This is a genomic window from Dialister sp. (genome assembly GCF_051885895.1).
In the GTDB taxonomy this organism is placed as follows: Bacteria; Bacillota; Negativicutes; order Veillonellales; family Dialisteraceae; genus Dialister.
On the sequence record NZ_JBJEXP010000013.1, the window covers coordinates 1,984 to 16,885 of the forward strand.

Here is a 14,902-nt window from a genome sequence, read left to right on the forward strand (position 1 = left end):
GAAGCAGCTGCTTTGTCCTCATGGGAAGAAGCGGCAGCTGTTTTTTCACTGCTTTCCCCTTTCCCTGTGATTTTAGACACAATGGCCGGCAGACTGAAGGAAGATGTCTTTTCTTCCTTGGCGCCTGCTGCAGGAGCGGAAGAGGTTTTTGCCGTGTTCTTTTCCTTAGCCGGCTCTTCATCATCTGCCTTTACCTGTACCGTCACCACCTTATCCATGGCGGCCTTGATTTTTTCCTTTACGCTTTCCGGAGTTCCCTGGTCCTCTTTCGGCACCAGTCCCTGCATTTCCTTATCATTAAAGAGATGCCCGATGGTGGTTACATTCTCCGCCACCTGGGAATCAGGCGCATTGGTCATTCGGTCTGTCATGTAGGCAGAAGCCATAATAAGGGCAATAAAGAAAAAAAGCACCAGGAAAGGATGCCCGCTCTTCTTCCTGACTGTCCGTGTTCTTCGTGTCCGCTTTTTGACTGCCATAGATTCTCCTTGTGTGCCATTGGGCCGGGAATCGCCTTACCATTCCCTGCCGGCGAATTTATTTTCTATATTATAGCATAGGAAAGGGCCCCTGACATAATCAGCTCCCTGCAAAAATGGCCGGAACTTCAGCCGCCGGAAGACCTGTTTCCGATTCCTGTTCTTGCTTACCCCATAGAGAAACTCCCTGTAAAGCCGGATCATTGATTCATTCACAGAGTCTGTCTTCACTGGCGCTGCTTCCTCATGGGATTCCTTAAACAGCCGGCGGCTCGCGTCATCCTGTTCCCTGCGGCTGCATAAAGCTGTGCCGGCCGGCTGCTCTTTCTATTTCTCCGCCGGTTTATTCCTATCCGGATAATGATATAATAGAGAAAACAGGATTGGTCAAATTTCAATGAAAGAGGTTGATTCCCATGAAACTGGTGGTTATTAACAAATTATCCGATGAAAAAATCAATGCATTGAAACAGGCGGTACCGGGCTCCGTGGTAGAAGCCTACAAATCCCCGAAAGAAGCACTTCCCCATGTTGGCGATGCCGATGCCATCGCCCTCTGGGGATTCCAGAATGTGGAACCCCTTCTCCAGGCCGCTCCCCATGTCCGCTGGGTTCATTCTCTGTCCGACGGTGTAGAAAAGCTCCTGACCCCGAGCATGATGAACCGTCCCATCCTATTGACCAACTCTCATGGCGTCCATGATCGTGCAGTCTCCGAGCACACCATGGCCCTGCTTCTCTCCTGGTTCCGCCGTATTCCTGAAGCCGTCCGCAGTCAGACGGCCCATCAGTGGTCCCGCCCCCACGGCGAGTCTCTTTTCGGAAAAACCATCCTTATCGTAGGATTCGGCAGCATTGGACGGGCTATCGCCCAGAGAGCCAAGGTCTTTGAAACCCATATTCTGGCCGTGAAGAAGCATCTGTCTCATGAAATGTTTGCCGATCACGTCTATACCCAGGAGGAAATCATGGAGGTGCTGCCAAAGGCAGATATTGTCATTGCCGCCCTTCCTTCCACTAACGAAACGGAAAATTTCTTTGATGCTGCTAAATTCAAGGCCATGAAGTCCTCTGCCCTCTTCATCAATATTGCCCGTGCTTCCGTAGTGGACGAGCAGGCTCTGGTGGAGGCTCTGCAGCAGGGAGAAATTGCCGGCGCCTGCCTGGATGTATTTTCCAAAGAGCCGCTGCCGGAAGACCATCCTTTCTGGGATATGAAAAATGTAATCATGACACCGCATATTGCTTCCATGGTGCCTGATTTCTGGAATAAGCTCACTTACCTGCTGGAAACCAACTTCATTGCTTTCAGCCGCGGTGAAAAGCTTTTAAATGAAATCGACAAGAAAAAGGGATATTAACATTCTGTTTTCCAGTCCTCTGCAAATGAAAAGGCCTTTGTACTCATTCGGGTACAAAGGCCTTTTCATTTGATTCTCAGGATTTACTGTTTGAATTTATCTATGATTTTGTCCAGAAAGGAGCTCTTCCCTTTATACTGGGAGCAGTCCTCTCCCATTTCATTGGCATAATGGAGAAGGGCATTCTTCTGTTCTTCATTCAGCCGCTTCGGAACCGTCACATGGACTTCCACATAAAGATTCCCCTTGCGGGAGGACTGGAGATGAGGCATTCCTTCGCCGGAAATGCGGAACCGGGTACCGGTCTGCGTACCGGAAGGAATCTTCAGTTCCACTTCCTTGTCCAGCGTCTTCACCTTGATGGTGGAACCAAGGGCGGCCACAGGATAGGAAATATTGACCGTACGGTAGAGATCGTCGCCGTCTCTTTCAAAGTCGGGATCGTCCTTCACATAAATATATACGTAAAGGTCGCCTTTCGGGCCGCCTCTCCGGCCCGGTTCCCCTTCGCCGGCCACTCTCATGCGGACACCGCTGTCAGCGCCTGCAGGAATGTTGACTTCAATGGTCTTGGAGGCCCGCACCGTTCCGGTGCCGTGGCACTGGCTGCACTTGTTCTTAATGATTTTACCGGTGCCGCCGCAGGACTGGCAGGTCACGATATTAACCATCTGTCCGAAGGGTCCGTTCCTGACAATACGCTGCTGGCCTGTACCATGGCAGGCAGGACAGGTATCTACGGAAGATCCGGGCTCTGCTCCGCTGCCATGGCAGTGGCTGCAGACATCATTCTTGGTGACAGTGAATTTCTTCTTCACTCCCGTGAATGCTTCCCGGAGAGTAATGGTCATATCATAGCGAAGATCTGCTCCCTGCTCCGGTCCGTTGTTTCTTCTGCGGCTTCCGCCGGTGAACATGTCGAAAATGTCCCCCATGTCGAAACCGCCGAAATCAAATCCCTGTCCGTTGAATCCGCCCTGTCCGAAACCGCCGAACCCGCCGGCGCCGGCTCCGCCCTGGGATGCCTGTCTGAAGGCATCGTGGCCGAGCTGGTCGTACTGGGCCCTTTTATCCGCATCGGAAAGAACATGGTAAGCTTCATTCACTTCCTTGAATTTTTCCTCTGCTTCCTTGGGGTGGTCCTTGTTCAGATCCGGATGGTATTTGCGGGCAAGTCTTCTGTATGCTTTTTTGATTTCATCCTCAGAGGCGTTTTTGTTCACCCCAAGGATATCATAATAATCCTTGCTGTCTGCCATAAAGAATCCACACTATTCCTTATTTTTTGTCATCGTCATTGACAACTTTATAGTCCGCATCTACTACATTGTCCTTATCTTTTTTAGCTCCTGCCTGCTGGGACTGCTGTGCGCCGGCATTCTGAGCCTGCTGCTGTGCCTGCTGAGCCTGCTGTGCCTGCTGGTACAGTTTTTCAGTCAGTTCGTGCAGCGGTTTGGTAAGGGCTTCTGCATCGGCCTTAATCTTTTCGGTATCATTGCCCTTCAGTGTTTCTTTCAGTTTGGCAATTGCGTCATTGACTTCCTTGACCTTGCCCTGGTCTGCTTTATCTCCCAGTTCCTTGATGGTCTTTTCAGCCTGGTAAATGAGAGCTTCTGCATTGTTCTTTGCAGTAATAGCTTCCTTGCGCTTCTTGTCTTCTGCTTCATGCGCTTTGGCATCGTCCTGCATTCTCTTGATTTCTTCATCAGACAGGCCGGAGGAAGAAGTAATATCAATCTTCTGTTCTTTGCCGGTGCCCAGATCCTTGGCGGAAACATGGACAATGCCGTTGGCATCGATATCGAAGGTAACCTGAATCTGCGGAACTCCCCGCGGAGCCGGCGGAATATCGCTCAGTTCGAAGCGGCCGAGAGTCTTGTTGTCGGCAGCCATGGGACGTTCGCCCTGAAGAACATGAATGTCTACAGAAGGCTGGTTATCAACGGCAGTAGAGAATACCTGTGTCTTGGATGTTGGAATGGTAGTATTTCTCTTAATCATGGTAGTGAACACACCGCCCAGGGTTTCAATGCCCAGAGACAGAGGTGTTACATCCAGAAGCAGTACATCCTTCACTTCCCCTTTGAGTACGCCGGCCTGGATGGCTGCGCCTACAGCTACAGATTCATCGGGGTTTACGCCCTTGGACGGTTCTTTGTGGAATTTATTGCGGATAAGGGTCTGCACAGCCGGAATACGGGAAGAACCGCCTACCAGCAGGATCTTATCAATATCATCAATGGAAAGGTTGGCATCCTTCATAGCCCGTTCCATAGGTTCTACAGTTGCCTGTACCAGGTCTTCCGTAATCTGGTCGAATACGGCACGGGTCAGGGTAGCATCAAAGTGAACCGGCTGTCCGTTGGAATCCATGGTAATGAAGGGGAGGTTGATGTCTGTAGACATAACGGAAGACAGTTCGATTTTTGCCTTTTCTGCTGCTTCCTTCAGTCTCTGGTTGGTCATGGGATCCCGTTTCAGTTCAAAGCCGTTCTGGTTTTTGAAGGTATCAGCGATCCAGTCCATCACGCGGGCATCGAAGTCATCGCCGCCCAGATGGCCGTTGCCGCTGGATGCTTCTACTTCAAATACGCCGTCAGCCAGATCAAGGATGGATACATCGAATGTGCCGCCGCCCAGATCATATACCAGGAATCTGTGTTCCTTGCCGTCTTTGATCTTGTCAAGGCCATAAGCCAATGCGGATGCGGTCGGTTCGTTGATGATACGGAGTACCTTCAGTCCTGCAATAGCACCGGCATCTTTGGTAGCCTGGCGCTGGCTGTCGGTGAAGTAAGCCGGGCAGGTAATAACGGCTTCTGTTACCTTTTCACCCAGGTAAGCTTCTGCGTCCACCTTCAGTTTCTGAAGGATCATGGCGGAAATTTCCTGTGGAGTATAGGACTTGCCGTCAATAGTGACTTTGTAGTCGCTGCCCATATGACGTTTAATGGAAACGACGGTACGATCCGGGTTGGAAACAGCCTGGCGCTTTGCCAGCTGGCCTACCAGACGTTCACCGGTCTTGGAGAAGCCTACTACAGAAGGAGTCAGTCTGGAACCTTCCGCATTCGGAATGACTACCGGTTCGCCGCCTTCCATCACTGCTACAACAGAGTTGGTCGTACCTAAATCAATACCAATTACTTTTGACATTTAAAATGTCTCCTTTCATTCTATTCCTAAAAAAGGGAAATATTTTCTTATATAAAACTGCCAGAATCAGTTGTTCTTCACTACCTGAACCTTGGCAGGCCGGAGTACTGTATCTTTATACAGATAGCCCTTCTGGAAGACCATGGCTATGGTTTCATCCTTCATTTCATCGGACTGTACCATCATGACGGCTTCATGGAAATGGGGATCAAAGGTCTTTCCCTTTGCTTCTATTTCCTTGACGCCGAAATCGGTCATAATCTTTACCATCTGTTTCTGGAGAAGCTCAAAGCCTTTCAGATAGGCCTCTCCGGAAGCATCCTGCTGCATATGGGCAAGAGCCAGTTCAAAATTGTCCAGAACGGGAAGGAAGGATTTCAGCGTTTCGGCCTTGTAGGTATCCGATGCTTTCGCTTCGCTTTCCTTTGTCCGGCGGCGGAAATTATCAAAATCCGCCTGCAGTCTTACATACTGGGACAGGGCTGCTGCGAGCTTTGCCTCTCCTGACTTGGCCTTGTCTTCTGCTTCCCTGGCCTTCTTCTGTGCATCGGCAGCCTGCTTTGTCAGGAAAATCACCTGCTGCTGCAGTTCCTCCACCGTTGGTTTTGGAATCTTATTTTCACCCGGCTTTTCTGCCGGTTTTTCTTTTTTGTTTTCTTTATTTTCCGGTTCCGCCGTATTGACTTTGACTTTTTCTTCTTTCTTCATCCGGGAGCCTCCTTGTCTCTTTTTACTCTTTATTCTTTAAAAGCGTATCCAGTCTTTCCTGCATAAAACGCATCATTCCGATAATCTTGCTGTACTGCATCCTGGTAGGTCCCAGCACGGCCACCGACCCGATGACCCTTCCGTTGGAAGAAAACTGAGCCCGCACAATGGACAGATCCGACAGAGATTTCATTGTATTTTCCGTGCCGATATGAACGGCAATCGGCTGGTCGGAGCTGGACAGAAGCATGCTTTCCAGCATATCCCTCTGCTCCAGCAGATTCAGGATATCCTGCATCTTTTCCACATTCTTGAACTCCGGCTGCTCGATGAGCTGGGATGCCCCGCCGGAATACACTTCCTTCTGCGGCATCATCACCCGCTGCAGAGCTTTGAAAACATTGACATAGGGACTGAGGTTCTTCTCTATATCCTTCTGGAAGGAAAGGATGGCCTTTTCATCCATGCTTTCAATGTCCCGGTTGTGAAGGAAATGATTCATGCGGTCTGCCAGAAGCTGCATTTCATCGAAGGTGCTTCCTTCCGGAATATCCACCACCGCATTGGATACATCTCCCTGATCCGTAACCACCAGCAGAATGGCTCTTTTTCCATCCAGGGGTAGAAAACGGACATAGTTGAATTTCTTCTTATTCCCTGCGGAAGTGGCTACCGAAAGATTGTGGGTAAGTGCCGCTACGGCCTTCGCCATATTCCGGAAAATCTCATCCACCTTCGTCACATGATCCAGAAGCATGCTGTCGATCATGGACTTTTCTTCATTGGAAACCGGAGCCGGCTGCATAAGCCAGTCCACGTAAAAACGATACCCCTTGATAGAAGGGATACGTCCTGCCGAAGTATGGGGCTGTTCCAGATACCCTTCATCCTCCAGATCCTGCATTTCATTGCGGATGGTAGCGCTGCTGACGCCTAAATGGTACTTTTTTGCAATGGTTCTGGAACCTACCGGTTCTGCAGTATCTGCATAATCCTGCACAACTGCCCACAGTACTTTTCTCTTTCTTTCATTCAGTTCATCTGCCCCGTAATGGGGTTCGTTTTTGTTTATTCTGCGTGCTGCCATGTTCATCACCTTGTTATTAGCACTCATTATGCATGAGTGCTAACTTACGTTATTAGAATATCATTCATACCCCTCTGTGTCAAGGCTTTCTCACTTTTTTGCCAAAAGAAAAGCACTTTTTTCACGCAAAAGGGCACCTCTCGAAAGAAGTGCCCTGCTGCCGCGGATGCATGAATGACAGAACCGGATAAAGGCCTGCCTTCTATGGTCTTCCCTCAGCCCACATATCCCAGCCAGTGCCAGTACGTAGCGGAAAAGACAAGAATCATGGCATACGCAAGAATCGTAAACGGTATCCCGGTAATAAGGAAATCCTTGGATGTAATGTATCCCGTACTGTAGGCGATCATATTCTGCGGTGCATTGACCGGAAGGATATAGCCGAAGCAGATGGTATACTGAAGAATCATGGTCATGCCAAGCACATCAATCCCCGGTGTCTTCACACTCTGCAGAACGGCAATGACAATCGGTATCATGGCTGATGCCAGTCCTGTAGCGCTGGCAAACCCAAGGTGAATAACCGTAAGGAAGAAAGCCAGTACCGCAATAACCATGAGCGGAGACATGGATTCCATACCAAAGAGCGCTACGAAATGATTAGCCAGCCAGATGGCTGCTCCGGATTTGAGAAGTGCCGTGCCCAGGCTGATGCCCACGCCGAAAAGGGTAACGGTACCCCAGTTGATATGAGGCACCGCCTGCTTCCAGGTCATGAAGCCCACCTTCGGCAGCATCATGAGCATAATGCCCGTAATGGTAACTGTGGTGGTATCAAAAGGATGGAGCTTCTTTTCTGTCACCCAGAAGAACAGAAGCAGAATGGAAATAAGAAGGAGCTTCTTTTCATCTCTGGAAACAGGGCCCAGATCCCTGAGCATTTTTTCCAAAGCTTCTTTTCCTCCGGGCATCTCCTTCACTTCCGGAGGCATTACATGAATCAGCAGGAAATAAAGCACCACAGACATAATGGCCGCATAGGGCGCTGCCGCTATGAACCATTCCAGCCAGCTGATATCCTTTCCCAGCACCTGCTGGATGAATCCGATGGCCACCATGTTCTGGGCAGCTGCCGTCTTAATGCCGATATTCCAGAGAGAATCCGCCTGTGCCACAGCCATCATGAGAACTGCTGCAAAGGTGGAGCCCATCTTCAGGCCAAAGGCACGAATAATCCCCACCACGATCGGCACCATGCAGGATACACGGGCAGTGGTGGAAGGTACGAAGAAGGAAAGCAGGAAACCCACGAAAATAACGCCGATAACCAGATGACTGGATTTGACGCCGATGTGTGACATGACCACCAGGGCAATTCTCTTATCCAGCCCGGTAATCATCATGCCTGCCGAGAGGAACATGGCTCCTGCCACCAGCGCCCAGGCGGAAGTGGAAAATCCCGAAAGCCCCATCTGCAGGGCTTTTCCCGTGCCGAGAAGAGTCTCCGGCTTGGCGGGATTCGGTGCCATCCCCAGCGAAAAAGACATAAAAACAACAATGACAAATGCACTGACCGGATAGGAAACCCCTTCGGTCATCCAAATGATAACTGCGAACACAAGGATACCGATGAGACGATGTCCCTGCGTGGGCAGATCCACAGGAGTCGGAAAAAGATAGACAAGGGCCATTGCTGCCAATGCCAGGAAAAGTCCGTACTTCTTTCCGAATCCTTCTGACTTATCCATAAGCCACCCCCCAGATATAGAAATAAAAATAAGTGCCCTGACCACAGGAAGCGCGGGAACCGGCAGACTCCATCCATGAAACAGGCACTTTCCTTATGCAAAAAAAGCTCCTGTTGTCCCCCTCTTCAGGAGAAAGCAAGAGCTTCATCGCATATAATGAATTTACTTCAGTATATCTAAAGAGTCTATACTTGTCAATGCCGGGAAAAATTTTCAGGCAAAAGGAAAAGCCTCTGCCGAAGCAGAGGCTTTATATGAATCATCAGTCAGCGCTGAAAGGAAGCAGGGCAATAGCTCTTGCTCTCTTAATAGCGAGATTGATCTTGCGCTGATGCTTTGCGCATGTTCCGGTTACACGACGGGGCAGAATCTTGCCTCTTTCAGAAACGAAACGGCGAAGTGCAGCAACGTTCTTATAATCAATGGTGTCTACGTGATCTACGCAGCACTGGCAGACCTTTCTTCTCGGTCTTCTTACTCTATCTCTTCTAATCATGCTTTCTATATCCTCCAAAATCAATGCATATCAGAACGGAATATCTTCATCCTTGGACGTTGTACCAAACTGTCCAAAATTTCCTCCCGGCTGGCTGTTCTGCCCGGCTGGACTGCCGTTATATCCTGCATTCCCGCCGTTATAGCCGTTTCCACCGAAACCGCCGTTATTGCCTCCGCCAAAGCCGCTGCCGCCGAAGGAACCGCCCTGCGGCTGCTGCGGTGCATAGGAAGAAGTACGGGGTGTGCCGATAGGAATCGCAATGAAATTGGCAACAACTTCGGTTACATACCTTTTTGTGCCATCCTGTGCATCATAGGAGCGGGTCGAAATGCGGCCTTCCACAAATACACGGCTGCCTTTTTTCAGCTGGTTGCCTACAGCTTCTGCCAGGGGACCCCAGGCAACAACATTAATCCAGTCTGTAAGCTCGCGCTGTTCTCCCTGGGGGGTTGTATAGTTACGGCTTACTGCTACAGAAAACGATGCTACGGAACGGCCGGTTTTCGTGGCACGAATAATCGGATCCCGTCCAAGATTTCCCAAGATTTGAACTGAATTCATTGTGCTACCCCTTAGTCATCCTGTTTTACAATGATATGACGGATAATTTCTTCATGAATCTTGATAACGCGGTCAAGTTCTTTAATCTGCGCCGGATCAGCCTGGAAATCTACTACTACGTAGTATCCTTCACTCTGATGCTTTACTTCGTACGCAAGATGACGTTTGCCCCATTCATCAACATTGTCAATGGTACCACCGATTCTGGTAATGGTATCCTGTACCAGTTTGACAGCAGCCTTAATGACTTCATCATCAGCTGCGTTCACAATGAACATAACTTCATACTTTTTCACGAAATTCGCCTCCTTTTCGGACCTATGTCCCGCACTCTCTGCGGGCCAGGAAGTTACTTGCAAAATAACAAGCTTAATTATTATACAAGAACGAAAGAGAAAAAGCAACTGATTTTTATGACCGATTCTTCTCTTTTCTTTTCATTCCACGGAAAGCTCCTTCAGAAAGCTATTTTTTCTTTTTGCTCACCATGAAACCGGTACCCTGCTGATTGGCCATGATAACCACATCACTGATCTGTACTCTTTTTGGCTGGTCTGCCACAAAGGCAATGATATTGGCAATATCTTCCGCCTGCAGAGCGTCCACTCCCTCATATACGGCGGCCGCCCGTTTTTTATCGCCGTGGAAACGCACCTCGCTGAAGGGGGTTTCCACAATTCCCGGCTGAATGGTGGTCACCTTGATATCGCTGTCAATCACATCAATTCGGATACCGTCGCTGAACGTCTTGACTGCCGCCTTGGTGGCGCAGTATACAGCCGCACCAGCATAGGCATACAGTCCTGCCGTAGATCCCAGATTGATAATATGCCCTTCGTTCTTTTTCAGCATGGCCGGAAGAAAGGCCCGGGTCACAAGGAAGAGCCCTTTGATATTGGTATCAATCATCTGGATAATATCCTCTTCCTTTGTTTCTCCGTAAGGTTCCAGCCCCCGGGCCAGGCCTGCATCATTCAGGAGAATACGGGGTGTGCCGATTTCCTCAAGGCACCATTTGGTCACTTCATGAATTTCCTGCGGATTTCTTACATCCAGCCGGCAGCAGTTTACCGGAACGTGCTTTTCCTCTTCAATTTCTTTTTTGACCTGTTCCAGCTTTGCTTCATTTCTGGCCGCCAGTACCAGACTGTACCCTTTGTCTGCCAGTGCCTTTGCAGATGCAAGTCCGATTCCGCTGGTTGCTCCTGTAATGAATGCTAACGATTCCATAGCCATCCTCCTTCTTTTCTTCTGTTATAATAGAGTTGCATTTTGAAAGGTTTTCTTTATCCATTATACTGGATTTCCTTATCTTTTCCATGTTTACAAGGAGAGTTTTATGAAACCTATGATTCTGGCCGCTATAGCCCTGTCTGCTGTTCTGGCAGTGGGCGGATGCGGTACTGAAAAAAGCAGTGCACCGGCGTCTCCGGCTCCCGCCGCCTCCTCTGCCTCTGCGGTCCATCCCATATCCAAAGAATCGGAGCAGTTATATGTAAAAGCAGTATCTGCCTATGGAAAAGGAGACCATCTGACTGCTCTGGAGCTTTCGAATCAGGCTCTTGAAAAAGATGGCGAAAACTATAAAGCCCTTTCCCTGAAAGGCATAATCCAGGCCTTCGATGTGTCACCGGATGAAGGCATTCAGACCATTGAGAAATCCCTTGCCATCAATCCGAACTATGTGCAGGCCTTTTTTGATATGGCCATGGCCCAGAAACTGGGAAAGCACTATGACGAATCCATTCTTTATTTTCAGAAGGTGCTGAATGCAGATCCCAAAAACACCTGGTCCTACTATGGCATTGCTACCAACTACGCCGACAAGCGGGATAAGGCAAAGGCCCTGGAATACCTGAAAAAAGCCATCGAACTGGACCCGAAGAATGTAAAGCCCCAGGCTGCAGTTCAGGACCATTTCCAATGGCTCCATAATGATCCCGATTTTCAAAGTCTTGTAAAATAGCAGCAGCCGTACGGTGAAGGAGTTTCTATGAAATACGCTTTTATCCTATCCATTGTCTCCCTGGTCCTTTACCATGATGACTTTCTGGCTGCCGCCGGTGCAGCAGGCTATCTGGCTGGCATCTTTTTCCTGGTCACCTACCGGGAAAAACCTACCATCCTGGCTATTGGCTGTATTGCTGCCGCCATTGTCACCATCATGTATTTTTCCTGGGATTTTTCCTTTGACGGCTACATGCATATAGGCGTGGCCTGGTCCATGACTATTACCGCCTTTGTAGCAATTCTTACCCTGGTCACCCTGGGCTGCAGACTGAAGAATAAACTATCATAGCCGGAAACAGAAGAAACCGGTTATACAGGCATACAAAAAGACGCATCATTTGAAATCCTGATCAAATGACGCGTCTTTTTCATTATCTGTCAGTCAGCGTTTTTATAGGATTTGAATTTCAGGAAATATCCCAGAATAACGAGCATGCACACCAGGCCTGTCGCATCGCCGAGGATGCCGTTTCCTGTCAGTCCGTCCACCAGGTATCCGGCTACGCAGCTTACTGCAACCACGATAACGTAGGGAATCTGGGTAGACACATGATCAATATGATGACACTGGGCCCCGGCAGATGCCAGAATGGTGGTATCAGAAATAGGCGATACATGGTCCCCGCCTACAGATCCGGCCAGAACAGCTGCCACAGTCATAATCATCAGATGGGTATCATTCGATACGATAGCAAGGACAATCGGAATCAGTATGCCAAAGGTTCCCCAGGATGTGCCGGTAGCAAAAGCAAGGCCGATGGCCACCAGGAAGAAGAGGGCCGGCAGCATGACCGCAATGGTTGCATTGTCAGCTACCACGCTTCCCACATAGCCGCCGATATTCAGATAATCCTTGCCTACAATGCCGGACAGTGTCCAGGCCAGAGACAGGATCATGATGGCTGAGGTCATCTGCTTGAAGCCTTCTACAAAGCAGCTGCAGAAAGTGCTGAAGCTTAAAACCTTCCTTGGAATATACAGGACAAAAGTGAAAACCAGAGCAATAAAGGAACCGATCACAAGGCCTCTGGCCGATTCGCAGTCTGCAAAAGCTTCTGCCACGCCCTTGCCTTCCAGAATGCCGCCGGTGTAAAGCATGCCGAATACGCAGCCTCCGATCAGTACCACCAGCGGAAGAATCAGATCAATAATTTTTCCGTTTCCTACCGGTGCACTGTTTTCATCATCCGCATATTCTGCAGGAATCACAAGCGTACCGCCGCTCTGTTGTTCAAACTTGGCCATGCGGGAGAAATCCCGGCCGGACAGGATGAGCACAACCATGAAAATAATAGTAAGCCACGCATAGAGGTTCAGAGGAATCGTTTCCAGGAACAGGGCAAATCCATCAATCGAGCTTCCTTCCGGGAGAGAAGATGTAACGGCAGCTGCCCAGCTGGAGACAGGAGCAATAATACATACCGGCGCTGCGGTGGCATCAATGATGTAGGCCAGCTTGGCTCTGGTGATTTTAAATCTGTCTGTCACAGGACGCATAACCGTGCCTACCGTGAGGCAGTTGAAATAATCATCGATAAAAATCAGGATGCCGAGAATCATGGTCACCATGAGGGCGCTCCGCTTTCCCTTAATCGTACGGGCCGCATAATCCCCATAGGCCTGGGACGCTCCGGATTTCTGGATAGCCGCTACCATAATTCCCAGAAGCACAAGAAATACCACAATATATACATTGCTTCCTACCTTGTCCGACATAATCTTGAACATGGTATCAATAGCGCCCAATATGCTGAATCCTGCAAACATAAAGGCCCCTATAAAAATACCGATGGCAAGAGACATGTACACTTCCTTGGTTGCCAGTGCCAGAATAATAGTAACTACAGGAGGCACCAGGGACCATACCGTTTGAGACATCATAAATCATCCTCTCTCTTTTGACGATTTCCCTCATCGTCAAAACATAATTTTTTTTATTATACAATACATGGACAAGCAAGTAAATCCGATAAATACGAATAAAATTACCGGCAGTATTACGCCGGGATCAGCCCAAAATGCCATGTGCAGTCGTAAAGTGACCGCAGAATCCACTGCTTTAAAACTGCGCGGTCGGTCTCAAAGGCAGCAGTGAATCCGGCATTCTGCCTGCTTTCTTTTTCATTCCTGCACTCCGCATTCTTTTGGTGTAAGCCGCCCATTTGCCCGGGAAATTTCTCTGTGGCGCGCTTCCTTTTCTGCACTCAAAAAGGGCGCCCTCTCGGGTGCCCTTAAACTTTATTATCTTGTAAATTCTCTAATCCCTTTCGCCATCCGGCAGGCCTTCTTCATCATGCTGTTCTCGTTCAGGTACTCCGCCCCTTTGATAGTGAGAATTGGTTTTTCTACCTTAATCCCCGGGGTGCTCCTTCCCATGATGGGAATTAATTCCACGCCGGAAATGTAGCCGCTGCGGACCAGCTCAAACATGAGCGCCTCCCACCGGTTCCTGGTGATGCCCATGGTTTCCGGGGAAATGGAGTTGAAATCAAATTCGTCATAGTCCATGGATTTTTCTATGGCCTTTAGAATTTTGTAGATGATAGAAAAGTACTCCATACTATTCACCTTCTTTAGATGGCTTTAGCCTTCCTATTACCTTGGGCGGGGAAAGATGGTACTTTGCCCTAAGTTGTCGAAATTCTTTATTTTGCTTTCTATGAACTCTTTGCAGTTCTTGATTCAATTTAGCAGCTTTTTGGGAATGTATTCCCGCGCTTAAGATTTCGTCATAGATTTTTTCACGTTCTTCTTTCGCCGATTTTATGAACAATGCTAATTCTTCTTCATATGTCATTTTTTCTCCTCCTCGGGTGCCCTCTGTTAATCTGTCGTTATGTAATGATTTCAAGTCAGATCTTTTGAATTATCTATTATCTCGGGCGGGGGGAGATGATGTTTTTCCCGCAGCTCGCAATATTTTCTATACTGCTGCTTTTTCAATTTCTTTAATTTTTGGTTTAACTCTGCCTTTTCTTGATATGAATCAGCCTTTACTATTTCAGAAAAAATCACATCCCGCTCATCCTGCGCCATTTTTATGAAAATGGGCAGCTCCTCTTCATACGTCATTTTTCACATCTCCTGAACTTTAGACCATGAACCATTTCATTTAACTTTTCCATTATTGCCAGCTATTCGTAATCTATGGGTTTACCGGTTTAAAATGCCATGCTTAATGTCTTATCATCTGCAGATTGACACAAGTCTCCTGCGTTTTCAGAGGAAATAAATGGCTCATTAATTCTATAATATACTGCCCTGAACCGCCAGCTGCTTCCAGCTGCCCATACAAACCGCAAACTGCCAACATCGGCTGGTATGGTCTTGATAATCATTTCCATGGCTCACCT

Annotated in this window: 17 protein-coding genes; 3 read left to right on the top strand and 14 right to left on the bottom strand. The window is 48.6% G+C overall.

Features of this window, described 5'->3' with window-relative positions:
• Positions 1-479: hypothetical protein (locus tag ACI4N7_RS01055; protein ID WP_439731518.1), on the bottom strand; the 479-nt coding region annotated here is incomplete at its 3' end.
• Between the two features lie 416 nt (positions 480-895).
• On the opposite strand from ACI4N7_RS01055, the gene ACI4N7_RS01060 reads away from it, so the two are divergent.
• Positions 896-1,840: a D-2-hydroxyacid dehydrogenase gene (locus tag ACI4N7_RS01060; protein WP_439731519.1), complete on the top strand. Its 945-nt coding sequence runs from the start codon at positions 896-898 to the stop codon at positions 1,838-1,840.
• 83 nt (positions 1,841-1,923) lie between these two features.
• On the opposite strand, the gene dnaJ is transcribed toward ACI4N7_RS01060, so the two are convergent.
• The 9 genes from dnaJ to ACI4N7_RS01105 all read right to left on the bottom strand — a co-directional run bounded on the left by dnaJ (position 1,924) and on the right by ACI4N7_RS01105 (position 10,769).
• Complete coding sequence (gene dnaJ, locus ACI4N7_RS01065) at positions 1,924-3,099, bottom strand: molecular chaperone DnaJ (RefSeq protein ID WP_439731520.1); 1,176 nt, start codon at positions 3,097-3,099, stop codon at positions 1,924-1,926.
• A gap of 19 nt (positions 3,100-3,118) precedes the next feature.
• On the bottom strand, positions 3,119-4,996 hold the full coding sequence (dnaK, locus tag ACI4N7_RS01070; RefSeq protein ID WP_439731521.1) for a molecular chaperone DnaK: 1,878 nt from the start codon (positions 4,994-4,996) through the stop codon (positions 3,119-3,121).
• Positions 4,997-5,062: 66 nt separating this feature from the next.
• Entirely contained in the window at positions 5,063-5,704 is a 642-nt protein-coding gene (gene grpE / locus ACI4N7_RS01075; protein WP_439731522.1) for a nucleotide exchange factor GrpE, read from the bottom strand.
• 22 nt (positions 5,705-5,726) lie between these two features.
• Positions 5,727-6,791 (bottom strand): heat-inducible transcriptional repressor HrcA, encoded by a 1,065-nt coding sequence (gene hrcA, locus ACI4N7_RS01080; RefSeq protein ID WP_439731523.1) that lies wholly within the window; start codon positions 6,789-6,791, stop codon positions 5,727-5,729.
• A 215-nt stretch (positions 6,792-7,006) separates the two neighbouring features.
• On the bottom strand, positions 7,007-8,479 hold the full coding sequence (locus ACI4N7_RS01085) for an SLC13 family permease (RefSeq protein ID WP_439731524.1): 1,473 nt from the start codon (positions 8,477-8,479) through the stop codon (positions 7,007-7,009).
• A 262-nt stretch (positions 8,480-8,741) separates the two neighbouring features.
• Positions 8,742-8,972, bottom strand: coding sequence for a 30S ribosomal protein S18 (rpsR, locus tag ACI4N7_RS01090; RefSeq protein ID WP_232217348.1), 231 nt, complete (start codon positions 8,970-8,972; stop codon positions 8,742-8,744).
• A 33-nt stretch (positions 8,973-9,005) separates the two neighbouring features.
• The gene (locus tag ACI4N7_RS01095) at positions 9,006-9,539 is read right to left on the bottom strand and encodes a single-stranded DNA-binding protein (protein ID WP_439731525.1); all 534 of its coding nucleotides are present in this window, start codon (positions 9,537-9,539) and stop codon (positions 9,006-9,008) included.
• An 11-nt stretch (positions 9,540-9,550) separates the two neighbouring features.
• On the bottom strand, positions 9,551-9,835 hold the full coding sequence (rpsF, locus tag ACI4N7_RS01100) for a 30S ribosomal protein S6 (protein WP_022382625.1): 285 nt from the start codon (positions 9,833-9,835) through the stop codon (positions 9,551-9,553).
• A 169-nt stretch (positions 9,836-10,004) separates the two neighbouring features.
• On the bottom strand, positions 10,005-10,769 hold the full coding sequence (locus ACI4N7_RS01105; RefSeq protein WP_439731526.1) for an SDR family NAD(P)-dependent oxidoreductase: 765 nt from the start codon (positions 10,767-10,769) through the stop codon (positions 10,005-10,007).
• Between the two features lie 109 nt (positions 10,770-10,878).
• Between ACI4N7_RS01105 and ACI4N7_RS01110 the strand changes: the two genes are divergently transcribed.
• Together ACI4N7_RS01110 and ACI4N7_RS01115 are read left to right on the top strand one after the other, a co-directional pair.
• Positions 10,879-11,505, top strand: coding sequence for a tetratricopeptide repeat protein (locus tag ACI4N7_RS01110; RefSeq protein WP_439731527.1), 627 nt, complete (start codon positions 10,879-10,881; stop codon positions 11,503-11,505).
• 27 nt (positions 11,506-11,532) lie between these two features.
• Positions 11,533-11,838, top strand: a complete 306-nt coding sequence (locus ACI4N7_RS01115; protein ID WP_439731528.1) for a hypothetical protein — start codon at positions 11,533-11,535, stop codon at positions 11,836-11,838.
• A gap of 89 nt (positions 11,839-11,927) precedes the next feature.
• On the opposite strand, the gene ACI4N7_RS01120 is transcribed toward ACI4N7_RS01115, so the two are convergent.
• The 4 genes from ACI4N7_RS01120 to ACI4N7_RS01135 form a co-directional block, all read right to left on the bottom strand.
• Complete coding sequence (locus ACI4N7_RS01120) at positions 11,928-13,430, bottom strand: Na+/H+ antiporter NhaC family protein (RefSeq protein ID WP_439731529.1); 1,503 nt, start codon at positions 13,428-13,430, stop codon at positions 11,928-11,930.
• A gap of 360 nt (positions 13,431-13,790) precedes the next feature.
• Positions 13,791-14,108, bottom strand: a complete 318-nt coding sequence (locus ACI4N7_RS01125; protein ID WP_439731530.1) for a YjcQ family protein — start codon at positions 14,106-14,108, stop codon at positions 13,791-13,793.
• Position 14,109: 1 nt separating this feature from the next.
• Entirely contained in the window at positions 14,110-14,346 is a 237-nt protein-coding gene (locus ACI4N7_RS01130; protein WP_439731531.1) for a hypothetical protein, read from the bottom strand.
• A gap of 50 nt (positions 14,347-14,396) precedes the next feature.
• Positions 14,397-14,621, bottom strand: coding sequence for a hypothetical protein (locus ACI4N7_RS01135; protein ID WP_439731532.1), 225 nt, complete (start codon positions 14,619-14,621; stop codon positions 14,397-14,399).
• Positions 14,622-14,902: the final 281 nt, after the last annotated feature.